Here is a 24,172-nt window from a genome sequence, read left to right as displayed (position 1 = left end):
GGGTTAACTTGTAACTTACTAAGATCATTATATAAAAAGAAGTATGACAACAGCGTGTCATACTTCCTCTTCGTAATATTGAAGGGCATTCTGGAGTTGTTCTTTCAGAATGCCTCGTAGTTCAACCGGTTCAAGTACCTCTACGCCGCTGCCCAAACTAAGCAAGAACGACCAAAACCACTTGGCTTGTAACGGCTTATGGACTTGGATGCGCATCGTCATACTTCCATCGTCATGAAATTGTTTATCTGCCTGTTGAAAATGATCCAAGGCTTCCGCAAGCGTTTCAGAGTTCACCCGAAATACAACATCACTGACCTGATTTTGCCTTATCTTATCTACCTTAACGACCTCTTTGGGCAATTCAGGATGGGGCTGAAAGAACTCTGATGTCAGGTTCACATTCATCATCCGGGACAGTCGGAATTCCCGATAATCTTGCCTTGTCTGGCAGAATCCGTATACGTACCAATTGCGATATTTAAAGTGAAGCCTTACCGGTTCCATCTGGCGATTCGTACGTTCATTCTTCGTATTGATGTAGTCGAAATGCACAACGCGATGCTCTGTTATACCTGTTCGCAGATGCCGAAGCGCATCGGGTTCCGTTCGGCGAGTCTCCAGATCCACCGATAGACTTGAATTCTGATGTCCGGGTCCAATCGTTTGCAGACGTTCAATCGTTCCCTGTACACGTGCGTCTTCGAAGACGGTGGAGAGACTGCTGAGTACAGTAATCAAGGAGTTCACATCGTATGAGCCGAGCAGGCTTTTATCCATTTTGTATCCGTCCATCATGCCATAACCGCCCTTAATTCCTTGGTGGGACACGACAGGGAAGCCGGCAGCACAGATCACATCGATATCCCGATAGATGGTTCTTGGGGATACGTGAAATTCTTCGGCTAGCGTGGAAGCGGACAACACTTCGTGGTTCAACAACTTGTATATGATCGAGATCAATCGCTCCAGTTTCAAAAAGTATCCCCGCCCGTTATTCCGATTGTCATTCAGGCCATTATTATATCACAACGATATAAGTACCCAAGGGGAGAGGGTTTACAGGAATTTCGGTTGTAATGGTATACATACCTTGGAGAATCAATTCAGTTGGTTTAGAGATTCTGTATATTTCGCGGTCAGATGTGTGGAAACGACAAAAAGGAGCGCTGGATAGCACTCCTTTCTAAGACATCCTATGGTGAGGTTGAACCGTTATATTGAGCTATTGGCGAGAGCTTGTTCTAGTCCTCCTGAACATTATAGAGAACCCGGGCGAGTAAGTTCTGCCCATAGTTGCCAAAGTTTTTGCCGAAGATCGTTAAGCCACGTTTGTTCAAAGGTCCATCGGTAACCGCAATGCGGAAGTGAATATCACTTTTGTAATCCAAACCAATCTGGTCAAGCGTTACATCCGAGATACGACATCCATCAATATAGCTGCCTTCCTGCGTGATTCGGATCAGCTTCAGCATGCCATATTGATTCAGATGGGGAGGCCACCATTCCGGGTTAAAGGTTCCGCGTGTGTTGCCGAAATCGCCCGGACTCGTCCAACATCCGATTTCAATCCCGTTAACGTAGAAGTAGATATCCGAAGGGTAATTGTCGCAAAAACCAGGTGCCTCGGAACCCAGCTCCATCGACAGCTGAATTTCGCTAAACGACTGATTAGGCTTGAGATAGTTGGGAATGCGATACTCCAGGTAACCTTCAGCCAGCCAGATCATCTCAGCATCAATTCGCAGTGGATCAGCAAAATAGCGCGGATCATCGAACTCGCCCACAATGCTGTCCCGGGTAGCAAGACCACATGTAGGGGCGGCCTGATAATCGCTGTAATGACCTACTTGAATTTCAACCTCGTAACGATTGTTAATCTCCTGTGAACGTAAATCAACCATTAATTTTTCCTCATTGAGATAACAGATTTTCTGAATGCCATGTTTGCCAACAGCGGTGTTAATCTCGATCAAACCACTTTCCTCAAGTTTCTTGATATGCATGGTTATTGCGCCGTTACTGAGTCCCAGCTTGGTTGCAAGATCATTGAGATTAAGACTTTGGTTCTTGGCCAGCAACTCAATGATTTGAATCCGAATTTCCGAACTGAGCGCTTTGAATATTTTTACACCCGACATCAGATCTTTAATATAAATCATAGGTGGATTTCCTTTCCCCATTCTGAACAAAGTCCCCTTTAGCGCAGACGTTTGCACATTTACATGTTTTATTTCAGACAATTATAAATCATTAGCTGATGGAAGGGAAGGGCAGAGAAGTAGAAGCCAAAACCCCTGTGTATAAGCGGAAAAATGAAAAATAAAACTACATTTTGTTAACTAATCCAGATAAAATAAGTATAAATTAGTTCACAAATATTTGAAATATACCATTGAATTGTCATGTAACCGCTTTTATAATCCTATTATATTCATGAACCTAATTAACCAATTGATCAGGAAAGGTGGAGTTCGGTTTGGAAAAGTTGAGCAATGTGAAGAGGTTGAAATGGAAACGGTGGGTGTTACCGGCATTACTTGTGATGGTATTGCTACTGGCGGGTCAGTCCAAAGCTTTGGCTGCGTTCTGGAATCTAAGCGGAGACATTGCTGTACATGATCCATCCATTATCAAAGAGGGCAGTTCTTGGTACACCTTCTCAACCGGCTCGGGCATTCAGGTATTGAAATCGGATAATGGATCGTCCTGGTATCGTGTTCCACAAATCTTCTTGAGTAAGCCGTCCTGGTGGGCTTCTGCCGTTCCGGGACAAAGCGGATTGGATGTATGGGCGCCAGATGTGGAGCAGTATAACGGAAAAGTATGGCTCTATTATTCGATCTCCACCTTTGGCTCCAATCGGTCTGCGATTGGTCTTGCGTCTGCCAACAGCATTGGAACAGGGCAGTGGAAGGACGAAGGATTGGTGCTTCAGACCACGACTGCCAATAATTATAATGCCATTGATCCGAATCTAGTCATTGATGCTTCAGGTAACCCTTGGCTGGCCTTCGGCTCGTTCTGGAGTGGTCTGAAGATTGTCAAACTGGACAAAAACACGATGAAACCGACAGGAGGCATAACGTCCATTGCTGCACGTCCGAATAACGGAGGAGCGATTGAAGCACCAAGTATTGTGTATCGCGGCGGATACTATTACCTGTTTGCTTCAATCGATTCTTGCTGCAAAGGTGTGAACAGCACCTACAAAATAGTCTATGGTCGTTCGACCAGTATTACCGGTCCTTATGTGGACAAAAACGGAGTGAACATGCTAAGTGGCGGCGGAACCCTACTCGATACAGGCAATGTCAGATGGAAAGGGCCGGGTGGTCAGGACGTGTACAACGGCAATGTGATTGCACGTCATGCTTATGATGCAGAGAATAATGGCGATCCCAAATTGCTGATTAGTGACTTATTATGGGATGCAAATGGCTGGCCCACGTATTGATTTATTTTAAATAAATATAAAATGTTTTAATAAAGTATTGACTAAAGTGATCTGGATTTGATAAATTTAACAACAGAAATCTTACTTCATCCAATTGAATGCGGTTACAAATCCAGATCAGGAGGGGTTCAGATGGTAAAGAAAAAGGGTTGGGTCACGTATATGCTTCTTATGCTGGTAAGTGCGTTGGTACTTGCAGGCTGCGGAGGTAGCAGTGGTGCTAGTGGAGACAAGGAATTGACGTTTATGTTCCGCGGAGGTACAGATGAGCAGAAAGCATACACGGCCGTGGTCAAGAAATTCGAAGAAGAGCATCCGGGGGTTAAAGTCAAAATTATTGTAACGGCTGCGGATCAATACGCGACCAAGCTGAGAGCGGCAATTACAGGCAACAGCTTGCCTGACGTATTTTATATCAATCCGGGCGACGTGAAAGCGTATGTGAACAGCAATGTGTTGATGAACCTCACATCGTATATTGAAAATAACCCGGATGTCGATCTCGATAATATCTGGAAATACGGCGTGGATCTGTATCGTTATGACGGTCAAATGGCAGGCCAGGGTGATATCTACGGTATGCCTAAGGATCTGGGGCCATTTGCACTGGGCTATAACAAGACCTTGTTTGAAAAAGAGGGCATTCCATTCCCTGACACTGATAGACCGTACACATGGGAAGAGTTCATTCAGGTGAACCAGCAAGCGACCAAGGATACCAATGGGGACGGCAAACCGGATGTATACGGTACAGGATTCAACGTACAGTGGGCACTGCAATCCTTTGTATGGAGCAATGGTGGAGACTGGTTGGATGAGAGCAAAACGAAGGTAACAATCGATGATCCTAAATTCGCGGAAGCATTACAATTCTTCGCGGATATGCAGAACGTATACAAAATTACGCCTTCTATTGAGGAAGCGCAAACATTGGATACGTACCAACGCTGGATGAAAGGTGAGATGGCTTTCTTCCCTGTAGGTCCATGGGATATGAGTACATTCGAGACACTGCCTTTTGATTATGATCTGCTGCCTTTCCCTGCCGGATCGACTGGAAAATCGGCAACGTGGATCGGTTCACTTGGAATTGGGGTATCCGCCAAAACGAAACATCCGGAAGAAGCAGCTGCATTAGTGAACTACCTTACGGCTTCGAAGGAAGGCATGCAGCAACTGGTGGATGCCAAGGTACAAATTCCAAACTTGCTTGACATGGCAGACGAGTGGGCCAAAGATACATCCACGAAACCAGCCAATAAGCAGGAATTCATTGACATCGTAGAGGATTACGGTCGGGCTCTGCCAGGTAACTACACGTACAATGCAGAGTGGTATGATCTGTTCTTCACCGACATCCAGCCGGTATTGGATGGCAAAATCACAGCCGCAGATTATGTGAAGCAGCAGCAACCCAAAATGCAGAAGTTGCTCGACAAAGCAGTTGAACAGGAAAAGAAATCTCAGAAATAGTAGATAGGATAGGGTGATGCCGGTAGCCTGCAATCATGCTGCTGGCATTATTCTTATTGAAACTTATTGGAAGTTATTGGATTCCATACGAGCATGTGGCATTCGTTGATCGAACAGGTTCAATCGAAGAATGCCACATGCTGATACTAGTAACAGGGGTGAACGCGGTGATTACGAAATCGAGTTTGTATCGCAAAGAGATGCTGTACGGATATCTGTTTATTTTACCTCCAATTCTGGGGTTGCTGATCTTTGTCATGTTCCCGTTCCTCTATTCCCTCTATGGTTCCTTTACCGACTGGGACGGACTGGGACAGATGAATTTCATTGGTTTGGCCAACTTCAAGGATCTGCTCACGGATGACCTCTTCTACAAAGCGATGTTCAATACATTCTTTCTGATGCTCGGTATCCCGATTGGTCTGTTGCTCGCGTTGTTGCTGGCGATGGGGCTGAATCGTAAAATCCCTGGCACCACAACGTTCCGTGTGATCTATTACATCCCGGTCATTTCTTCCCTCGCTGCGGTGTCCATCATGTGGAACTGGGCGTACAACGGGGATTATGGTCTGGTGAACCAGTTCCTTGACCTGTTGGGTATTGAAGGCCCGAACTGGCTCGCGAACAAAGATACAGTCAAGCCCGCTCTGATTATTATGACAATATGGAAAGGTCTGGGTTACACGATGTTATTGTACCTGGCCGCACTGCAAAGTGTATCACGTACATATTACGAGGCGGCTGAGCTGGATGGCGCCAATGGGTTCCAAATCTTCCGCAACATCACCTGGCCCATGGTGAAGCCAGTTACCTTTTTCCTGATTGTTACGAATATCATTGGTGGTTCCCAGATCTTCACCGAGATGAACATTATGACACCTACCGGTGGTCCTGAATATTCTTCGGCATCAATCGTCTTCTACATCTGGCAGAAAGCGTTCAGTAACCTGCAGATGGGTTATGCCTCAGCGATGGCCATGATTCTCGGTATTTTCATTTTTGTCATTACCCTGGTGCAATTCAAAATGAACGAAAAATCAGCCTATGATGGGGATTGATGGTCAAGGAAAGGAGTGAACCGGAGATGTCTTACAGTCAAAAGAGGAAGTTAACAAACTCGATTATTTTTATCGTTCTGGCCATTGGTGCTATTGCGATGATTGCACCACTGATCTGGATGCTGTCCACTTCATTGAAGGAGAAACAGGATGTGTTCGCGCTTCCGCCCGTGTGGATACCTGAAGTATTCCAATTTGGAAAGTACAAAGAAATCTGGGAAGCTGGTCCGCTGCTCAGCGGAATCAAAAACAGCCTCATTGTTGCGGTGAGTGTGACGGTGGTGGGTACGTTTACGTCCAGCATTGCAGCCTTTGCCTTTGCCAAACTAAGATTCCCGCATAAAAACAAACTGTTTCTCGCATTGCTGGCCTCCATGATGATACCTTATCCGACCGTTATGATCCCGCAATTCATCATGTTCGCGAAGCTGGGCTGGGTGGATACACTCTTGCCACTAATTGTTCCAGGTCTGTTCGGTAACGTAATCATGATCTTTTTCCTGCGACAATACCTGCTTAGTGTGCCTGATGCGATTATCGAGGCAGCCAAGATCGATGGAAGTTCCTATTTCCGGTTGTATTCCAGCATTACGTTCCCGCTGATTAAACCGGCGATCGCGGCACAGTTGATTCTCTGGTTCATGGGCATCTGGAACGATTATCTGGCCCCGATTATCTATCTGAATTCACCGGAGAAACAGACATTACAACTGGTCATTGCCAACTTCAATGCCACGTACGCGATTCAGACCGATTACCCGCTCATTATGGCGGCTTCCATTGTAGCTCTGTTACCCGTGTTGATCATCTTCCTGATCTTCCAGAAACAGATTATTGAATCGGTTGCCATTTCGGGAGTCAAGGGATGATCCAGCGGAAGCGATTCCGAGGGGCGTCCAAATTGAAGAAAGGGGTTGTTGCTTCCATGTTACTGCTGCTTATCGGGGTTACAGGCTGTTCAGGAGATGGGGAGGAGATACGGTACCACGTCCTGTATTTCCAGAAGCGCCTCAAGATACTCGGTTATATGACCAATCAATTCTGGACGATGAAACACGCTGGACAGTAAACAATGCGCATGATCCGGCCATTATCAAAACCGACGAGGGATACTACGTCTATTCCACAGACGTTCGCGTGGCAGGAGAGCCCAAACCGGGGGTCATGGTGCGTAAATCAGATGATCTGATTAACTGGACATGGGTAGGGCAGGCACTACCGGGCATTCCGCAAGAAGCGCTGGACTGGACAGGTGCGGTCAACTTGTGGGCACCGGATGTGATTCAGGTTGGCGACACCTATCGGATGTATTATTCAGCATCAAGTTTCGGTAGTACCCAATCGGCGATTGGTCTACAGACATCTTCATCCCCGGAAGGGCCATGGACGGATGAAGGCTTGGTTGTGAAGACTTCCGCGAATGAACAGGATAAGCTGAATGCCATTGATGCTAATCCGATTGTGGATGCCGAGGGTAATTCGTGGATGGTCTACGGTTCATTTTTTGACGGAATCTATATTGCGCCACTCGATCCGGACACGGGGAAATTTAAGGACGAGGGTTATGGTACCCGTATTGCTGCTCGGGATCGTGCAACGGAAGAAGGCGCAGTGGAAGGTCCATACATGGTGTATAATCCAGAGTTCAAAAAGTATTATCTCTTCGTCTCGTACGACTCCTTGTTCGAAGATTATAATGTGCGCGTTGCGCGTTCGGATTCAATCACAGGCCCGTACACCGATGTGAACGGCATGAACATGCTAGACACGGAGTATCTGCCGCAATATGAGATCGGCACCAAGATTCTCGGCGGTTATCGCTTCACAGAAGGTGAAGGCTGGGTTGCACCAGGTCATAACTCCGTTCTGAAGGACGGAGACGATTATTACATCGTGCATCATGCACGGGGCGAGACGGATAAAAACTGGCCCTATCTGCATGTACGCAAAATGATGTGGAGCAAGGACGGCTGGCCTGTAGTTTCACCTGAACGTTACGCCGGTGAGACCGCACAGGACATTCCGAAGTCCATGATCGCCGGGGAGTGGGAAGGCATGGCGCTTGATCCGTCGGTGGACGGGCAGATTGAGGCCGTGCCTTATACACTAACGGACAAAGGCAAGATTGAAAGCGAAAGCGGTTCAGGAACCTGGACGTTTGATGGCAAACAAACGCTAACGCTAAAGTGGAAGGAAAGCCCATGGGGCGGAGCTTCCACAGAGGAACTACAGCTGCTCCCGTCCTGGGACTGGGAGCGAAGCCAGCCCACGCTGGTGACGACTGGCCTCAACGACCGCGGCATCGCGGTCTGGGGCAAGCGGATCAGCGCGGCTGAGGAATAAGGCGGCAAACAGCGCGTAACCCAGCGAGCTACTGCTCCAAGGGTGCACAAGCAGTGAGGGGAGGAAGGAGCCGCAGGAGCGAGTTTGGCATCCGATTTCAACCGCCAGGAGCGGTGGGAAAAGAAATCGGAGGACAAGAGAGCACCAAGGCCCTGCTACCCCGGAACGTCCGCGGTGCACCAAGAGCTGGCCGATAACTTGCGGCCAGCCATGTACTACATGGGGAGAGTCGACCCAGCGAAGCGGTCGACCCCATAAGACCGAGCCAATATAAAGGCTCGGAGTTAGATAGTAACCCAGCGAGCGCGAAAAGAGCGAGCTACTGCTCCAAGGGTGCACAAGCAGTGAGGGGAGGAAGGAGCCGCAGGAGCGAGTTTGGCATCCGATTTCAACCGCCAGGAGCGGGTGGTAAAAGAAATCGGAGGACAAGAGAGCACCAAGGCCCTGCCACCCCCGGAACGTCCGCGGTGCACCAAGAGCTGGCCGATAACTTGCGGCCAGCCATGTACTACATGGGGAGAGTTGACCCAGCGAAGCGGTCGACCCCATAAGACCGAGCCAATATAAAGGCTCGGAGTTAGATAGTAACCCAGCGAGCGCGAAAAGAGCGAGCTACTGCTCCAAGGGTGCACAAGCAGTGAGGGGGAGGAAGGAGCCGCAGGAGCGAGTTTGGCATCCGATTTCAACCGCCAAGAGCGGTGGAAAGAGAAATCGGAGGACAAGAGAGCACCAAGGCCCTACCACCACCGAACGTCCGCGGTGCACCATGTCTTGCCTTTTCTTTTCACGTATGCGTTACATCCCTAACTCCGAGCCATCTCACACATTTGAAAGGGGAGTATTCCCATGACTGATTCAATTACGTTTACTAATCCCATTCTGGAGCAGCGCGCTGATCCGTGGGTGTACCGACATACAGACGGTTACTATTATTTCTCCGCTTCCGTACCAGCCTTCGATCAGATTGAGATCCGGCGGGCAGAGACTTTAGAAGAGTTAAGAGATGCTGAACCAGTAACGGCTTGGACCAAGCGTGAAACGGGGCCGATGAGTGCCAACATCTGGGCACCTGAGATTCATTTTATCGATGGCAAATGGTACATACATTACGCTGCGGCTCATACCAGTGAGACTAATGAAGGCTTGTTCGATCACCGGATGTATGTTCTGGAGAACGATTCTGCGAATCCTCTCGAAGGAGAGTGGGTAGAGAAAGGACAGATTTATACACGCTGGGAATCATTCGCGCTGGATGCAACGACTTTTGAACATAAGGGAATTCGCTATCTGGTCTGGGCACAGAAAGATCCTGATATTGTGGGCAACTCGAACCTGTACATTGCTGAAATGGAAAACCCGTGGACGCTACGCGGCGAACAGGTCATGATCTCAACGCCGGAGTACGATTGGGAAATCATCGGCTTTAAGGTCAATGAAGGAGCAGCCGTGATGCATCGGAACGGGCGGTTGTTCATCGGCTATTCGGCCAGTGCGACCGATTACAACTATTGCATGGGTCTGCTCACGGCAGATGAAGATGCTGATTTGCTCGATCCGGCAAGCTGGGTGAAATCGCCCAAACCTGTATTCCAGAATTGTGAAGCGAACGGCCAATACGGTCCGGGTCATAATAGCTTTACGGTTTCACCGGATGGGCAAACGGATATTCTGATTTATCATGCGCGTAATTACAAAGACATCGAGGGTGACCCCCTGTATGATCCGAACCGTCACGCACGGGCACAAGTCATTCATTGGAATGAAGATGGCACGCCGAATTTTGGGGTTCCGGTTCCAGATGGAAAAACAGTAGTGGAAGCAACATAAGATGTAGTATAGCTTTTCATAGAGGAGCCCTTGTTCAGTGAATGATACTGATTAAGGGTTCTTTCGTATGTAAACGATAAGATAGAGCGATTTGGATTTCCCTACCTCTGCTCTATATGGAAGCAACCATAACGTGTATCTCTGCGTAAGAGGAATATATAGATTATGATACACAACCTATTAGGAGGATCACATATGGATTCACGCCAGACGTTGGACCGGGAACTTGAGCAAATTTTGAAATGGGAGAAACAGCAGAAAGACTTGTTTATATGGGATAAAATTGGGCGGTTGCCATTCGCCATGCTGGATAAAGTGATGCCGAAAGCGCTGAAACAGAAGATCGGAGACTCCCTGAACGAGGTCGGTCAGTATGTACAGAACGGGGGCAAGTTCCTCGTACAGAAGAAAAAGATAGCGAAGCTGTTGCAAGAGGAAGCGGAAAAGTCCGGTTATTCTATGATGGATCATACGTACCGTGTGGAACAGGATGCTGAAGCAGAGGGAAGGCCAAGATTCATAGTGTGGAAAATCTGCCGTTAGAGGTGCTGAATCGGGTTGCCGATAATATTATCGAGAGTCGAACCAAATTTGCCGCAGCTCAGGGGCCGCTACAGGTTTTGGTGGCATTGTTACGATCGCAGCAGATATTCCCATGGTGATGGGTCTTTCCCTGAAGGTGTTGCAGGAGATGGCACTATGTTACGGATATGACCCGGATGAACCACTGGAGCGTATCTTCATTGTAAAGTGTCTGCAATTCTCTTCCGCCGATATTGTGGGCAAGAAAGCGATCATTGAGGAACTGGCCGCTTACGACAATCCGGACAAGCCAATGGAGGTCGTATCACAGATGCAGGGCTGGCGGGAAGTGTTTAATTCCTACAGTGAATCTTTTGGCTGGAAGAAGCTGTTCCAGCTCATTCCGATTGCTGGTATGGTATTCGGCTCGGTGAGCAACAAAAATACGATCCGGGATGTAGCGGAAGCAGGCAAAATGCTATACAAAAAAAGGCTGATCCTTCAGCGTTTGAAGTAATATTAGAGAAAAAGTAATATTGCAGAATAATACTTCATTGAAAGAGATGAATTTAACATGTTAAACAAACAAGGTTTCTATGATCTTTTGGATCGCAATAATATCGTTTACGAGAGTATTGAACATCCCGCAGTATATACGATGGAGGAAATATTCTCTTACCAAATTCCACATACAGAACATATCGTTAAAAACCTATTCCTGCGTGATGATAAGAAGCGGAACTATTATCTGGTGACGATCGCTGGTACGAAATCAGTGGATTTGAGAAGTTTAAGCGAGAAGATACCTAGCCGCAAACTAAGTTTTGCTAGCGAAAAGGATTTGTTGGAATACCTTGGACTGGAAAAAGGGCACGTCAATCCAATGGGGGTTCTCAATAATATTCAGAAAAACGTAACCGTCGTCTTTGACAAGGATCTAGTCGGTCAGAAAATTGGAATTCATCCCATGGAAAATACGGCGACGGTGTTCCTTGATTTTGAAGATGTAAGGGAACTCATTACAGCTCAAGGTAGCGTCGTTGTTATGTGTGACGTGGAATAAACCGTTTGAAGCTAAATACAAGCAAAACAAATACAACAAAAGGGTTCCTGCCGGTCTGAAAATACAGACTTGGCGGGAACCCTTTTGTTAGGGGAGACTTATTATTCAGGCTGCAAATGTAGGTGACTAAGTGGAATCTAACGAACTCAGGAGACGCTATTTGGCGATATTCCACTAATCCTGATTTCTAAAGAATCTCAGACACGTTATTTCTATATTTCGCACGTATATTACAAGGTTTGCGGCCTTTTTCTAGGGAATAGCGTCGTTCAGATTCTTTAGATTGTGAATTCAGCAGTATTCGTTGAAATAAGTGCTGTCAGGTTCGTTAGCTCAGCTTAACGTCTTATAATGGCGATGGTGCCACGTAAGTAAAGTATTTCTTACTCTTCACTACCATTTTCTTTGGCCCAGATGTTAAGTAACTTATCCGATGGCAGCAGGAAGGTGAAAATCCCCAATAATGGCAGGAAGCTGCACATCTGCATCACGGGTGAGACGCCGAAGACGTCAATCCAGTTGCCCAGAACGAGTGCGCCCAGACCACCCATACCAAATGCGAGACCTGTGATCAGACCGGAGACCGTTCCGATTTTGCCCGGAATCAGCATTTGTGCATACACAACCGTAACCGAGAAGCTGGATAACATGATAAACCCAATGATGGTTAACAATACGCCCGTCCAGAACAGATTGGCATAAGGCAATAATAGAGCCAGCGGAGCGGCTCCAGCCATCGACAGGAAGATCAGGTTGCGTTTGCCGAATCGATCCGCCAGCGGGCCTCCGAAGAACGTACCAAGTGCCCCGGCAGCCAGGAACAGGAAGATGTAGATCTGCGCGTCCTCTGTGGACAATCCGAAGGTATCCTTCAGATTAAACGCATAGAAGCTGCCAATGGAAGCGATATACCATGAACGGACAAAGACGAGTAAGATCAGTATCGTAATGGCCGCGGCAATTTTTTTACGCAAAGCAGGATTCGGTGTACGACGGGCCGCGGCCTGTTTCCGCAGGTACCCGCCCGATTGCAGCATACGTCCATACCAACGGGCAATATAGATTTGAATCGCAATACCCATAGCAGCAATGCCTGTGAACCCGATTGCACCGAACAAACCAAACGGGATGAAGATCCATCTCGTGAGCAGTGGAGCAAGGGATTGTCCGGCATTCCCGCCGACCTGGAAAATGGACTGAGCCAAGCCCCGACGAGGCCCTGCGGCCATGTGCGATACACGTGAACCTTCCGGATGGAAGGCCGCGGAACCTAGACCGACGAAGATGACGGAAATCAGGACGGCAGTATAACTGTCAGCAAAGGCCAACAGCAACATGCCGGTAAACGTAAAGCCCATGCCGATGGGCAATATGGATGGCGTTGGTTTTTTATCTGCAAACCAGCCTACTACAGGCTGCATGATAGACGCGGTAAAGTTGATGGCGAAGGAGATCCATCCAATCTGCGTATAGGTGAGGTGCATAGAGTCTTTCAGAATGGGAAAAATGGCCGGAATGACAGACTGGATCGAATCATTGAACAGATGCACCAGACTGATGGCAATGAGTATCCGGTATACGGTGCTTTGAGCATCCAATCCGGGTGGGGCTTTCGAACGCGATTCGGCGTCCTTGGCTAATGTGGTTTGTGTAGACATGTACAGTTCTCCTTTGGTCGCGGTCACGAGGGATCAGCGCCTGATGTTGTATTCTATGCATGTAAGCATATTGTTACATAATAGGACAGATTGATTGGGCCGACAAGGGGAACAAGAGAAAACGTCCATTTACAAAAGAAATGTATTACTTTAGCATCTACTGTAAGAAGATCCATATTTATGTGTGAAGAGGCCAGAAGAGGGGTGGATATGAAATCGCTATCACCGTATGCTTCTGCCAAACGTGAGCTGGTGATGACTATTGTATATATGGCTGTAATAACGTTTCAGGCTATATATGTTGCACCGAAATCTCTATTCGCTGCCATCGTCATATTTATCATTTTTCAATCGATGGGTGTGCTGATGTTGAGACATTATATCAAAAAAGTCAAAGAACTAAAGGAAGATCAGTCTACTTGAATGCGCTGCGATCCATTGTATTGAGACTGAGGTTCATACAGGTTTATACTAAACAAAGAAAGAACCGGACTTCTTCAGATTTGAAGAGTCCGGCTTTTGGCATTCTATGATTCTATTTTATACAGGATGAACCTGACGATTTAACGATTATCAATCGTCTCCGGGTACATATCATGATTCATCATGCGATGATCTGCCATCTGCTCGTACTTCGTTCCCGGCTTGCCGTAGTTCGTGTATGGGTCAATGGAAATGCCACCGCGCGGTGTGAATTTGCCCCATACTTCAATGAAACGCGGGTCCATCAGCTTGATCAGGTCGTTCATGATGATGTTCACACAATCCTCGTGGAAATCACCATGGTTGCGGAAGCTGAACAGGTACAGCTTGAGCGATTTGCTCTCCACCATTTTCACATCAGGAATGTAGCTGATATAGATCGTCGCAAAGTCTGGCTGTCCCGTAATCGGGCACAGGCTGGTAAACTCCGGGCAATTGAATTTCACAAAATAATCCCGGTATGGATGCTTGTTATCAAAGTTCTCCAGAATGCCCGCATCGTACTCAAACGTATATTTGACGTTCTGGTTGCCCAGCAACGTCACATCTTGCATTTCATCAGGTTGTCTCATCGGTTCGTAAACGCTCCTTGTTTCCGTCAAAGCCCTAAGCCTCGCGGTATATATGAACAGGCAATTTTGCCTGTATAATTCATTTCATTGTCTGAGGACATTTCTCAACCTTACATCATGCCGCCCATTCCACCCATACTGCTCATCAGACGCCGCGTTTGTTTCCCCATACCAGCGTATGCAGCTGTGGGAGGACACGAACGGTGTTCAGGTCATCGGATGCACTGACTTGGTCGATCAGCCACTCATAACGAGCAAGCAGCGAGGCCGCCAGATCTGGCGTATCAGCTGAAGTCACATCCGGGTTCCCGGTTTGTAAAAATAAATCCGTACCCGGATACCGTGCATGCACACGGCGGGCATAGTCCAGGTCTGTCTCATCGAAGATGACGATCTTCAGACTATGACTTCTTCCCACCGGGCCTGCGGCTAACCGCCCGATCAGATCATCCAGCACGGCCCAGTCGGTGTCCATGCCTGAGCTGGGTGGCTTGGGCGAGACAGTGACTTCGTCAATGTCCGCCAGCCAAGGCTGCCAGCGGGAGCCCTGCGTCTCCACCGCGGTGCGGATGCCGTTCTCCCGCAGCAGGGCAACCAATCCGCCCAGCGAAGCAAGCAGGGCGGGATTACCGCCGGAGATGGTGACATGGGAGAAACGCGTGCCGCCTACGCGGCGCAATTCTTCCCATACGTCCTCCGGCGTAATCATCCGAATCTGGTCCTTGCCACTGCCGTCCCAGGTAAAGGCCGAGTCGCACCAGGAGCAGCGATAATCGCAGCCCGCGGTGCGAACAAACATCGTTTTTTGACCGATGACCATACCTTCGCCTTGCACCGTCGGTCCAAAAATCTCCATCACAGGAATACGAGCTTCTTTGCGAGGTTCCGTCTCATTGACCGGATGTTTCTCAACGGGTGTATCGGATGAGGGGTGAAGTATGCCGAAATCTCTGCTTGACGAGCTAAGCTCCTGCTTTTCCATACTACTCACCGATCATCCACTCCCGTCTCGCCTCGGCGTAACTGGTCGGTGTCTCGAAGAGTCGGACAAACTCTGTCCGCCCACCGTCTGTCAGTCCAGCATAGGGCTCCGTTTGCAACGCATGTTCCATCTGTTCGAACAGCCAGACGACCATATTCTCAGCCGTTGTGTTCATTAAAGGGAGGGTCTCGTTGAGGTACTGATGATCCAGATAGCTCTCGATCTGAGTTTTCCATATATCCTTGATATGTCCAAAATCAACCGTCAGCCCGGTCTCACCCGGATAACCGCTGATGCCAAAAATCACTTTATACGTATGACCGTGCAGATTCTTGCACTTGCCTTCATAACAATGCAGATGATGCGCTGCATCGAAGGTGAACTCCTTGCTGACCAGCACACGCTTGCGATGATACCTCAGTTGTGTGGGCAGAATGTCATCGTCAATCCGCTGCAATCGCTCAACAATGCGGAACGTTCCGGGCTCTCTCATCGCACATTCACTCCCGCCGATTCCGCAGCACTTCGCTGCTGTACATAGCGATCCAGTCCGGCTTTGCGCAGTTGGCAAGCTGGGCACTCACCGCAGCCATCGCCGATTACGCCGTTATAACAGGTCAGGGTACGCTCGCGGACATAGTCAAATGCACCTAGATCATCCGCCATTTTCCACGTTTGGGCTTTATCCAGCCACATGAGCGGGGTGTGAATGACAAATGGATAGTCCATCGACAGGTTGAGTGTCACATTCATCGATTTCACGAACGAATCCCGGCAATCTGGATATCCGCTGAAATCAGTCTCGCATACACCTGTAATCAGGTGACGTGCTCCTTTTTGCTTCGCAAGAATGGCCGCAAAACTAAGGAACAGCAGATTCCGTCCATCCACAAATGTACTCGGTAGTTCGCCTTCTTCATGGGTAATCTCCACATCGGTACGCGTGAGCGCATTGGGTGCGAGCTGGTTTAACAGGCTCATATCCAATACCGTTTGCTGTACGCCCAGATCCTTCGCAATCTCAGTGGCACATTCGATCTCCAGCTTGTGGCGCTGTCCATAATCGAAGGTAACCACCTCAACTTCGGCAAATTGTTCTTTGGCCCAGAACAGACAAGTTGTACTATCCTGACCGCCGCTGAATACAACGACTGCTTTTTCTTCGTTCAACATAAAAAAACCTCTCCATCTTCGTAAGATCAATCCATGCGCAAAGGCACAGAGTGTCGGAAGAACAGAGAAGTTCATGAACTGGCATCCATCAAAAAACACACCTTCTCAATAACCGCTTCAAAAAAGCAGTAATGAGCAAGTGTTCTTAGTTTTTTACGTACATGGCGCAACACGATGAGTATAACTAGCACCGTGTCTCATATACGTAAGACTTATCGTGACCATTACATGGTCAAGTCTTATAGAGGGAGTTCGCGAACCTCTCCCATGCCACAGGCATGGATTTTCTTCTTCAATTGTCCGGTACAGTATAACACAGTTTCCATGGCGTCAGCATGTTACTATTCATGGAAGCACAAGACAGACTCTATTTAATCAATACATTTCCAAAAGGAATAACTTCTTTCAGAATTCGTTTGAATAACCCTTCATCGTTCATATCCTGCTCCAGTCTGTGATTCTCACGTCCGGCTTGGAAGAGCACCGAGCCATGTCCAGTCATCTTCCAATGATAATTCATGTGCTGACTGGCCAGATTATTCCCGTACACCGTCAGCTCCAGATGTGCATTCTCAGGATAGGCTATAATGCTACCTGCATCTACATAGAGCGGGGCTGTCGGGTGCAATTCCTGCTGGCAGACCTGACCTTGAGTCAGCAATCCGATTTTGCCTTTGCCGGAAAATTTCATTTTCACTGCATCACGGGTGATCAGCATGTTTTTGATTTTCTGAATTTTGGTATGCATGGTCACACCATCGGAGTAGAAGAACAGGTGGCGGAAGTCATAGAGCAGATCACTGTTCTCCGTGAGCTCCACTTCTTTCATGGTGAATCCGGGAGGAAGGGCAGCCACAAATTGGCAAGGTCCGGTGATTTCGGATTTAATCAGCTTTTTTTTGCGATATATACCCGTGATATTCATGAATTTATCATTACGACTGCTACTGTGGCCGCGAAAGGCTACAATTTGCTGCGGATGCAGAATATGAAGGCGGTCATCCTGAATCAGCGAGAATGTAACAACTTGTCCAGCTCCGCCAGCCTCAGCATGGTTCAGATGTATGTTCATGCGGTTGCTCCTGTTCTTTTATACTCGGCCCGAACGGCGACGCATTCCCCAGCGCATCACACGAATCAGAATAAAGTAACCTAATATGAGAGAAACGACAGTTATAATCATCGTCTGAATTCGTTTGCCAGTTGCCGCTTTGGCATCCTGGTCATCCTGTAGTTTACTGACCATTTCGGTTAGCTTCTGGTTCTGAGCCAGCAGCTGATCATTCTGGGTCTTGAATGCTTCGACATTGGCCTGGGCTTGTCCCAACTGGGCGGACGTTTGATTTAATTGCTCCAGTGTTTGCTTGTAACTTTCCTGCAGAGCGTTCACTTCTCCAGGCAATTCGGAGACTCGTTCCCATCCGCTATATATATCCGTGAATATATTGGCATTGGCTGCATGTACTGTTGAAGCGATCGAAACGGTAAACAGAATACATGTGGTGAATAACACCCGAAGGAAATAACCCTGAACGGATTTTGGCATCGTTAACACCTCTTTCTTCGGTTTAGGTATATGGATCGCCGATTTCGTCGTCTATTGTTGAAATACGGCTCTTACATTATACGTCAAAAGTGTGACAATAGGTTCAAGATGATATCGTTTTATTACCCGAATTCTTGAAAATTAATAGGGTATGGGCTGTTTAGCTTATAAGTCTGTGGGGTAATAGAAGGATAGGATGCACACCGGACCGTTATCGCGCATATTTCTACATCAGTTCCGGGTGCATGCTGTTCATAAACGCGCAATGTAATGGATCTAACCCATATATCCAATCACACACAAGATGAAGAACTTAAAGGAGTAGAAAATGTTATGTACACAGCAGATCAGAACACATCAACCAAAACAATCATGATCACGGTTAACGGTGAGCCTGTTGGACGCAAGCTGGTCATTGACAGCGTCACGTATGCCCCAATAGCAGAAGCCGATTCTGTACAATATTTGCACAAAATGGGAATGAATCAACCTAACGTTTAAGTTGGGACTTGTCATAGAGAAGTGATTGAAAAGCTTGGCATATTGCCAAGCTTTTTCGTCGTTTCATGTCGTATTCAGCCGAAATAAGGCATAGAAAACTAATATATTGGAAAAATTTAATGAGAACATGTGTTCCGTGACAATATAGTGTCCATTCACCCTGATAACTTAGAAGGTAATACATATAAATCGGGGGAGAGACTACCAGTGAACACAGTCTTTGAAGTATCTTATTCGTGGAATAAAGAGGCCATACCGACAGGGGGAGCCAACCCCCTATATATGATGGTGGAGTGGCGTAACGGTGCCCCTGCCAAAAGACTTAGGAAAATAGCACCCAAAATTGTCTCAAGGGATTTGGAACTTTTGCTCAAACCGGAATTTGGAGTACAACTCAAAGGCATCTATGGATGTCGTTCCAAGGAAACAGATATCGGCTGGGTACTAAGGCTTGGTGATGTATACAAGGGAGAGAGCAAACAAATTTTGCTGGAATTTGTCATGGGACCACGCATGTCGGGAAAAGCTGCTGTATGTTCAGCTTATTGGAGCACAAGAAAGTTGAAGCAAAGTCAACGCGTACTGTTACGAAGAGAGCAGCTGTATATTCAATATACCAGTCACTTGGGCATGTTGCGCCAGCCAGAAGATCCGAAAGTGGAGAAGACCATCAAGTTAAGTGAGACGGTACCGCTGATCAAACAAGCCTTACGTGCCTACGAGAGAGGCCGGGTACATGAAGGAAGTAATATGTTGCGTCGTCATGCAGATGCTCTGTTAATTGAAGCTGCGCGCAAGCGAGATTTGGATTATTACGCGGAAGCCGAGATTGTTGAGAAGCTGCGTTATCACTATGGAATCACGTTTACTACCGGATATGGAAATCGTGAAAAAACGATGTTAGGTAAATAGATCTGAATCCAGGTGGTAAGGGTATATATAGAGCGATTCTACATAGATTTTTGAAGGTGAAGTCAGGGAAAAAGTCGAATGTACTAAACAACATACGAATACAAAAATGGATGGAGTTGTATCGAATTTATTGAAACAACATCGTGGAGGGCCCGGCAAAATGACAGACCGACTAATCCGATTAATGCGCATTATTACGCTGGTGCAGGCCAAGCCGGGCATTCTGGCACGTGAGCTTGCCGAGCGATGCGAGACAACGGAAAGGACGATATACCGAGACATGGAGGCCCTCAGTGCCATGCATATCCCAATCGCTAATATGGGACACGGGCGAGGGTACATGTTTATCAGCCATTTCGCCATGTATCCGCTAAATTGGTCTGATGAAGAAGCCCAAGCTTTCGTGCATCTTGCTGAAGTTATGGAGAATATTCGTCCTTTGCTGAAACCTGCTTTTGAGAGCGCATATGAGAAAGTGGTTGCTTCGAGTCAGAAAAACAAGACAGAACGAGTGGAATGGTCGGAGCAAATTAGCGGCATGTTCAAGGTGGGATTACCCGCATGGCAAAATGACAACACTGATTCCCTGAATCAGTCGCTAATAACCTTGCTTCAGGCTGGAATTTCACAGAACACCGTTGAAGGGGAGTATCTGGTTCAAGGTAAAAAAGGGGTTGTACGCTTAGATCCTTACTGTCTTATCCCACGTGAATACAGATTTGATCTGTTAGCATATTGTCATCTGTCGGAAAAACTCAGAATATTTCAGGTGAGCCGGCTGCACAGGATACGGATATTGCCACGCACGTTTCGCAAAGACGATTACTTAATACAATCTCACTTCCGCATTCCTTGGACATACGAGAGGAGTGCGGAGTGGACTGCGTTCAAAATTCGATTCTCATCTCGTGCTGTGGAGCGTGTCATGCAAGAGCAGTTCTTTGTGCGCCCCATCTTAACTATAGAACCCGAAGGTAGCCTGTTATTTGAAGCTATATTAAGTGATGTTGAGGAGATACTCGTATGGATTTCTAAATATGGACCTGATGCGGAAATTCTCGAACCCGAGTCATGCCGCAATATAATGAAAGAACGCTTGAACCGTTGGCAACAAATGTATAATAGAAGTTAAGGCTACTCCTTGGTTTTGAACAGGCTCGCCAGATTGCCAAAAGGAGATTCTTTGTCTTCATCTTCTGCGGAACTGGAATAGACCACTTTGGATGCAATGCCCTCATCATCCGCTGCGCAGTTGTTCTCCAGAGTGAATTGGTCGAATTGATGCATGAACACCTTGGCTGTATTGATGGCATCATCCAATGCGCGGTGCTGGGTACCATCGAATTCGATTCCACAGATTTCAAGAGCCTGAGCGAGTCCGAGTTGACGGAACTTGCCTTCCTTACGCACTGTACGCGACCACTGCTGCTGGAGGTCGTTGTGGTTGGTAATCCAGGCAACATCGAGCTGATGAGTACGACAATGGGAGAGAAGTTTGCTACGATCGTCGGGTCCCCATGAACACATGTAATAGGGGTCACTTCCCATCCAGGCAATGAATTGATTCAATGCTTCGGGAAAAAGGGGAGCCGCATCAATATCTTTTTGCGTAATACCAGTGAACTGGATGGTATCCGTGGACAGAACGGATTTGTTGGAAGGACGAACATAGGTATGGAATGTATCCGTAACGGCTAATCCATCCGCACTTTCCGTAACTTTGACGGCACCGATATCGATAATCTCAGCAGAGTAACGAGTATTGCGGCTTACTGTGAATTCAAGATCATATATAATATATGGCATAGGACAAGCTCCTTTATCGATTAATACGAAGGGTATAATTCTTATTTCTCTATATTACAGGGAACGTGCTGTCATGTCAGCCATCGTTACGGAATTCATTGTATTTTATGTTAACGGGGTATGGTTGACAATTTCTACTAAATGAACTAATGTGATCAAAAATGATAACAGCGTTAGAACGAGGACATGATTGTGTCGGTCAGCTTCAACAGAGAGGGAACCGTATGGTGCAAGGTACCTGTTGCTGCTTCGTAATTCCTACCTCGCGAGCTGCGGATGAGAGTGCCCATTCAGTCAGGGTTGCAACCTCCGCCGGAAGGGTCCGTTATGCCCCGTAGGACTGTTACACCACAGATCGCGAAAATTGCGAGCGGATTGCGGATTAAAGTACAGTTAAACAAGGGTGGTACCACGACACATTCGTCCCTTGACGGATGTGTCTTTTTGCTGTTTATAACTCAAGGTAACCGATAACAATCAGGAAGATTGGGAGTGTGTTTAGATGCGACAAAATGAAATGCTTATTCCAACGCTGCGTGAAGCCCCGGCGGAGGCAGATGCTGCAGGACATCGCTGGTTACTGCGTTCCGGCATGATCCGCCAGCTGGCAGCAGGGATCTATAGTTATCTGCCCCTTGGACGGCGTATATTATTGAATGTTGAACGGATTGTACGCGAAGAGATGGATCGTGCGGGGGTCAGGAAGTATTGCTGCCCATTATGCAGCCTGCCGAACTGTGGGAAGAATCTGGGAGGTATACACAATATGGCCCTGAATTAATGCGCTTGAAAGATCGTCATGCACGAGAATTTGCTCTTGGACCAACACATGAAGAAGCCGTAACCGCGTTAGCTCGGGACGAGGTGAATTCATATCGTAAGCTGCCATTCACCCTGTACCAGATTGGAACCAAGTTCCGGGATGAACGTCGCCCACGATTTGGATTACTGCGTGGACGCGAATTCATCATGAAAGATGCGTACTCCTTTGCTTCGAATTGGGAAGAGCTGGATCGTACCTATCAGGCGATGAATGCAGCTTATGGACGCATTTTGGAGCGTCTTGGTCTCGACTATATCCGGGTTGAAGCAGATGCGGGAACGATTGGTGGTCAAGGGGAAACTCACGAGTTCATGGCTCTTGCTGATGTGGGAGAGGACACGATTGTAACGTGTAAACATTGTGGTTATGCAGCGAATCTGGAGAAAGCTGGTTATCAGACTTCTGCATCTTTCGTGAAGGATACAGAAGTGTCGAGAGATTCAGAAGAACGGGTAGATCCGATAGATTCAACATCGGTTCATCATGCGTATGAGCTTACAGCAGAAGAATCTCTGGTTCGTATCTCGACTCCAGGAGTCCGTACTATTACAGAGCTAACTTCTTATGTGGGCAAAGGTGCGGAGCATATAATTAAAACGCTACTTTATCTGGCTGATGGTCAACTTGTTGCTGCGCTTGTTCGCGGGGATCATGAAGTGAATGACATCGCACTGAAACAGGTATTGGGTGCAGAGGAATTGGTCCTCGCAGATGATGCTGCCATTGCGGCACACCCGAATCTGACAGTAGGTTTTCTGGGTCCGATTGGACTAAATCTGCCGATGGTGGTGGACGCTGACGTGGCAGTGATGAAGCGTGCAATTATAGGAGCCAATGAAATGGATGTACATGTTTCCGGTGTACGCCCAGGGATTGATTTTGCATTGCAGCGAGTAGAACGAATCCGCTTTGCTGCCGAAGGGGATGCTTGTCCAACGTGTGGATCGCCGCTTGTGTTTACCAAAGGTATTGAGGTCGGACACATTTTCAAACTGGGAACAAAGTACAGTGATGCCATGGGCGCTTCCTTCCTGGATCGAAATGGTCGCCAGTGCGCTCCAGTGATGGGCTGTTACGGAATAGGGGTATCTCGCCTGATGGCAGCTATTGCCGAACAGTATGCAGGAGATGAGGGGATTAGATGGCCTGCTGCTGTAGCGCCATATGATGTGCATCTGATTCCGGTAAGCTGGAAGGATGAGCAGCAGCGTCAGCTCACGCTGGAATTGGAGCAGCAATTGGTTGATGGTGGATACAGTGTATTGGTGGATGACCGGGATGAACGCCCAGGTGTGAAATTCAAGGATTCGGAGTTGATCGGACTGCCGGTCCAGATCGTCATTGGCAGAGGTGCAGCAGAAGGTCAGGTCGAACTGGGATCACACACACTTGCAGCATCAGGTGAATCGAAACGGATCGGGTTGACCGCACAGGAGGCTGTTCGCTACGTGAAGGAACAGGTTATTTCGTAGATTTCACGTGAGCTAGTCATGAGATCTTCATGATACGTGCATGCATATTATATGAGTTCTTATAATAGTACCGAATATTATGCGGTAGATGGTTTTGGATGCTAAAGATGGAAGCGGAGCTTGAAAAAGAGGGCTGTAGGCATATAAACAGGTAGAGTTTTATATATTGTATCAGACGAAATGACTATATTCGCACGGTACGTATTCTGTATAAAGGTCATTTTATAATTAAGCGATGGAAGATGAATATACTCAGGTGGATTTATGTGCAAGTGTGTAAAAATGAGAAGATAGATATGTCGTTCTTAATTGGCAATAACCGCATGAATTCGGCATTTCCGGTGATATCTCCTATAGTTCAGTGTCCAATGAAAATGATAAAGATGGGCTATAAATAGCCATTTTGGATATATTTTTGTCTCAGATTATTGCCAAGACTAGCAGGGGATGTCCGCAGTGAATGTACGTAGACTTATCGGTGAATGATGTGAACAAGATGAA

The 24,172-nt window shown here is 47.3% G+C and carries 20 protein-coding genes and 3 pseudogenes; 13 read left to right on the top strand and 10 right to left on the bottom strand.

The genetic code is table 11. The features are described 5' to 3' along the window. Window positions 1–57: 57 nt before the first annotated feature. Together C0Q44_RS16765 and C0Q44_RS16760 are read right to left on the bottom strand one after the other, a co-directional pair. A complete protein-coding gene (locus C0Q44_RS16765) occupies window positions 58–978 on the bottom strand; it encodes a helix-turn-helix transcriptional regulator (RefSeq protein ID WP_105408380.1) in 921 nt (306 codons plus the stop codon). Window positions 979–1,244: 266 nt separating this feature from the next. Continuing rightward, the gene (locus C0Q44_RS16760; protein WP_105408529.1) at window positions 1,245–2,162 is read right to left on the bottom strand and encodes an ArsR/SmtB family transcription factor; all 918 of its coding nucleotides are present in this window, start codon (window positions 2,160–2,162) and stop codon (window positions 1,245–1,247) included. 383 nt (window positions 2,163–2,545) lie between these two features. On the opposite strand from C0Q44_RS16760, the gene abnA reads away from it, so the two are divergent. The 8 genes and pseudogenes from abnA (at window position 2,546) to C0Q44_RS16720 (ending at window position 11,743) form a co-directional block, all read left to right on the top strand. Continuing rightward, entirely contained in the window at window positions 2,546–3,457 is a 912-nt protein-coding gene (gene abnA, locus C0Q44_RS16755; protein WP_258166401.1) for an arabinan endo-1,5-alpha-L-arabinosidase AbnA, read from the top strand. 132 nt (window positions 3,458–3,589) lie between these two features. Then, entirely contained in the window at window positions 3,590–4,930 is a 1,341-nt protein-coding gene (locus tag C0Q44_RS16750) for an ABC transporter substrate-binding protein (RefSeq protein WP_105408378.1), read from the top strand. A gap of 167 nt (window positions 4,931–5,097) precedes the next feature. Beyond that, window positions 5,098–5,988, top strand: a complete 891-nt coding sequence (locus C0Q44_RS16745; protein WP_105408528.1) for a carbohydrate ABC transporter permease — start codon at window positions 5,098–5,100, stop codon at window positions 5,986–5,988. Between the two features lie 26 nt (window positions 5,989–6,014). Then, window positions 6,015–6,857: a carbohydrate ABC transporter permease gene (locus C0Q44_RS16740; RefSeq protein ID WP_036611483.1), complete on the top strand. Its 843-nt coding sequence runs from the start codon at window positions 6,015–6,017 to the stop codon at window positions 6,855–6,857. Beyond that, window positions 6,854–8,331, top strand: a pseudogene (locus C0Q44_RS16735) (family 43 glycosylhydrolase). The gene C0Q44_RS16740 and the pseudogene C0Q44_RS16735 overlap by 4 nt, the downstream one beginning before the upstream one ends. An 846-nt stretch (window positions 8,332–9,177) precedes the next feature. Then, complete coding sequence (locus tag C0Q44_RS16730) at window positions 9,178–10,158, top strand: glycoside hydrolase family 43 protein (protein WP_105408377.1); 981 nt, start codon at window positions 9,178–9,180, stop codon at window positions 10,156–10,158. Between the two features lie 195 nt (window positions 10,159–10,353). Further along, a pseudogene (locus tag C0Q44_RS31815) lies at window positions 10,354–11,197 on the top strand (EcsC family protein). Window positions 11,198–11,254: 57 nt separating this feature from the next. Then, a complete protein-coding gene (locus C0Q44_RS16720) occupies window positions 11,255–11,743 on the top strand; it encodes a prolyl-tRNA synthetase associated domain-containing protein (RefSeq protein ID WP_105408376.1) in 489 nt (162 codons plus the stop codon). A 383-nt stretch (window positions 11,744–12,126) separates the two neighbouring features. Here C0Q44_RS16720 and C0Q44_RS16715 read toward each other — a convergent pair whose 3' ends face one another. Then, window positions 12,127–13,401 carry an MFS transporter gene (locus C0Q44_RS16715; RefSeq protein ID WP_105408375.1) on the bottom strand — a complete coding sequence of 425 codons (1,275 nt, stop codon included), beginning with the start codon at window positions 13,399–13,401 and terminating at the stop codon, window positions 12,127–12,129. 210 nt (window positions 13,402–13,611) lie between these two features. Here C0Q44_RS16715 and C0Q44_RS16710 point away from each other — a divergent pair, with 210 nt between their 5' ends. After that, complete coding sequence (locus C0Q44_RS16710) at window positions 13,612–13,824, top strand: hypothetical protein (RefSeq protein ID WP_105408374.1); 213 nt, start codon at window positions 13,612–13,614, stop codon at window positions 13,822–13,824. Between the two features lie 140 nt (window positions 13,825–13,964). Here the strand turns inward: C0Q44_RS16710 and queF are convergent, their stop codons facing one another. The 6 genes from queF to C0Q44_RS16680 all read right to left on the bottom strand — a co-directional run bounded on the left by queF (window position 13,965) and on the right by C0Q44_RS16680 (window position 18,157). Continuing rightward, window positions 13,965–14,456 carry a preQ(1) synthase gene (gene queF, locus C0Q44_RS16705; protein ID WP_105408373.1) on the bottom strand — a complete coding sequence of 164 codons (492 nt, stop codon included), beginning with the start codon at window positions 14,454–14,456 and terminating at the stop codon, window positions 13,965–13,967. 145 nt (window positions 14,457–14,601) lie between these two features. Continuing rightward, window positions 14,602–15,312, bottom strand: coding sequence for a 7-carboxy-7-deazaguanine synthase QueE (queE, locus tag C0Q44_RS16700; protein ID WP_181151052.1), 711 nt, complete (start codon window positions 15,310–15,312; stop codon window positions 14,602–14,604). Between the two features lie 127 nt (window positions 15,313–15,439). After that, complete coding sequence (gene queD / locus C0Q44_RS16695) at window positions 15,440–15,931, bottom strand: 6-carboxytetrahydropterin synthase QueD (protein ID WP_105408372.1); 492 nt, start codon at window positions 15,929–15,931, stop codon at window positions 15,440–15,442. Then, the gene (queC, locus tag C0Q44_RS16690) at window positions 15,928–16,608 is read right to left on the bottom strand and encodes a 7-cyano-7-deazaguanine synthase QueC (RefSeq protein WP_105408526.1); all 681 of its coding nucleotides are present in this window, start codon (window positions 16,606–16,608) and stop codon (window positions 15,928–15,930) included. The genes queD and queC overlap by 4 nt, the downstream gene beginning before the upstream one ends. Before the next feature lie 370 nt (window positions 16,609–16,978). Further along, entirely contained in the window at window positions 16,979–17,683 is a 705-nt protein-coding gene (locus C0Q44_RS16685) for an AIM24 family protein (RefSeq protein ID WP_105408371.1), read from the bottom strand. An 18-nt stretch (window positions 17,684–17,701) separates the two neighbouring features. Then, a complete protein-coding gene (locus C0Q44_RS16680) occupies window positions 17,702–18,157 on the bottom strand; it encodes a hypothetical protein (RefSeq protein WP_105408370.1) in 456 nt (151 codons plus the stop codon). Window positions 18,158–18,490: 333 nt separating this feature from the next. Here C0Q44_RS16680 and C0Q44_RS30250 point away from each other — a divergent pair, with 333 nt between their 5' ends. The 3 genes from C0Q44_RS30250 to C0Q44_RS16670 all read left to right on the top strand — a co-directional run bounded on the left by C0Q44_RS30250 (window position 18,491) and on the right by C0Q44_RS16670 (window position 20,702). Then, a complete protein-coding gene (locus C0Q44_RS30250; RefSeq protein WP_181151035.1) occupies window positions 18,491–18,658 on the top strand; it encodes a hypothetical protein in 168 nt (55 codons plus the stop codon). 207 nt (window positions 18,659–18,865) lie between these two features. Further along, on the top strand, window positions 18,866–19,570 hold the full coding sequence (locus tag C0Q44_RS16675; RefSeq protein WP_105408369.1) for a hypothetical protein: 705 nt from the start codon (window positions 18,866–18,868) through the stop codon (window positions 19,568–19,570). Window positions 19,571–19,730: 160 nt separating this feature from the next. After that, window positions 19,731–20,702 carry a helix-turn-helix transcriptional regulator gene (locus C0Q44_RS16670; protein ID WP_258166371.1) on the top strand — a complete coding sequence of 324 codons (972 nt, stop codon included), beginning with the start codon at window positions 19,731–19,733 and terminating at the stop codon, window positions 20,700–20,702. 2 nt (window positions 20,703–20,704) lie between these two features. Here the strand turns inward: C0Q44_RS16670 and C0Q44_RS16665 are convergent, their stop codons facing one another. After that, the gene (locus C0Q44_RS16665; protein ID WP_105408367.1) at window positions 20,705–21,376 is read right to left on the bottom strand and encodes a 3'-5' exonuclease; all 672 of its coding nucleotides are present in this window, start codon (window positions 21,374–21,376) and stop codon (window positions 20,705–20,707) included. Window positions 21,377–21,878: 502 nt separating this feature from the next. Here C0Q44_RS16665 and C0Q44_RS16660 point away from each other — a divergent pair. Then, a pseudogene (locus tag C0Q44_RS16660) lies at window positions 21,879–23,671 on the top strand (proline--tRNA ligase). The last annotated feature ends 501 nt before the right edge of the window (window positions 23,672–24,172 follow it).

The sequence above is a fragment of the Paenibacillus sp. PCH8 genome, from assembly GCF_002968835.1.
In the GTDB taxonomy this organism is placed as follows: domain Bacteria; phylum Bacillota; class Bacilli; order Paenibacillales; family Paenibacillaceae; genus Paenibacillus.
This window is presented reverse-complemented; position numbering and strand designations above follow the sequence as displayed.

What these genes read in the sequence shown, in the direction of transcription:
- C0Q44_RS16730 (WP_105408377.1), top strand. Translation starts at nt 9,178, where the DNA reads ATGACTGATTCAATTACGTTTACTAATCCCATTCTGGAGCAGCGCGCT.
- C0Q44_RS16740 (WP_036611483.1), top strand. Translation starts at nt 6,015, where the DNA reads ATGTCTTACAGTCAAAAGAGGAAGTTAACAAACTCGATTATTTTTATC.
- C0Q44_RS16670 (WP_258166371.1), top strand. Translation starts at nt 19,731, where the DNA reads ATGACAGACCGACTAATCCGATTAATGCGCATTATTACGCTGGTGCAG.
- C0Q44_RS16685 (WP_105408371.1), bottom strand. Translation starts at nt 17,683, where the DNA reads ATGAACATACATCTGAACCATGCTGAGGCTGGCGGAGCTGGACAAGTT.
- C0Q44_RS16680 (WP_105408370.1), bottom strand. Translation starts at nt 18,157, where the DNA reads ATGCCAAAATCCGTTCAGGGTTATTTCCTTCGGGTGTTATTCACCACA.
- C0Q44_RS16760 (WP_105408529.1), bottom strand. Translation starts at nt 2,162, where the DNA reads ATGATTTATATTAAAGATCTGATGTCGGGTGTAAAAATATTCAAAGCG.
- queD (WP_105408372.1), bottom strand. Translation starts at nt 15,931, where the DNA reads ATGAGAGAGCCCGGAACGTTCCGCATTGTTGAGCGATTGCAGCGGATT.
- C0Q44_RS30250 (WP_181151035.1), top strand. Translation starts at nt 18,491, where the DNA reads ATGTACACAGCAGATCAGAACACATCAACCAAAACAATCATGATCACG.
- C0Q44_RS16665 (WP_105408367.1), bottom strand. Translation starts at nt 21,376, where the DNA reads ATGCCATATATTATATATGATCTTGAATTCACAGTAAGCCGCAATACT.
- C0Q44_RS16715 (WP_105408375.1), bottom strand. Translation starts at nt 13,401, where the DNA reads ATGTCTACACAAACCACATTAGCCAAGGACGCCGAATCGCGTTCGAAA.
- C0Q44_RS16720 (WP_105408376.1), top strand. Translation starts at nt 11,255, where the DNA reads ATGTTAAACAAACAAGGTTTCTATGATCTTTTGGATCGCAATAATATC.
- abnA (WP_258166401.1), top strand. Translation starts at nt 2,546, where the DNA reads ATGGTATTGCTACTGGCGGGTCAGTCCAAAGCTTTGGCTGCGTTCTGG.
- C0Q44_RS16710 (WP_105408374.1), top strand. Translation starts at nt 13,612, where the DNA reads ATGAAATCGCTATCACCGTATGCTTCTGCCAAACGTGAGCTGGTGATG.
- C0Q44_RS16750 (WP_105408378.1), top strand. Translation starts at nt 3,590, where the DNA reads ATGGTAAAGAAAAAGGGTTGGGTCACGTATATGCTTCTTATGCTGGTA.
- queE (WP_181151052.1), bottom strand. Translation starts at nt 15,312, where the DNA reads ATGGAGATTTTTGGACCGACGGTGCAAGGCGAAGGTATGGTCATCGGT.
- queF (WP_105408373.1), bottom strand. Translation starts at nt 14,456, where the DNA reads ATGAGACAACCTGATGAAATGCAAGATGTGACGTTGCTGGGCAACCAG.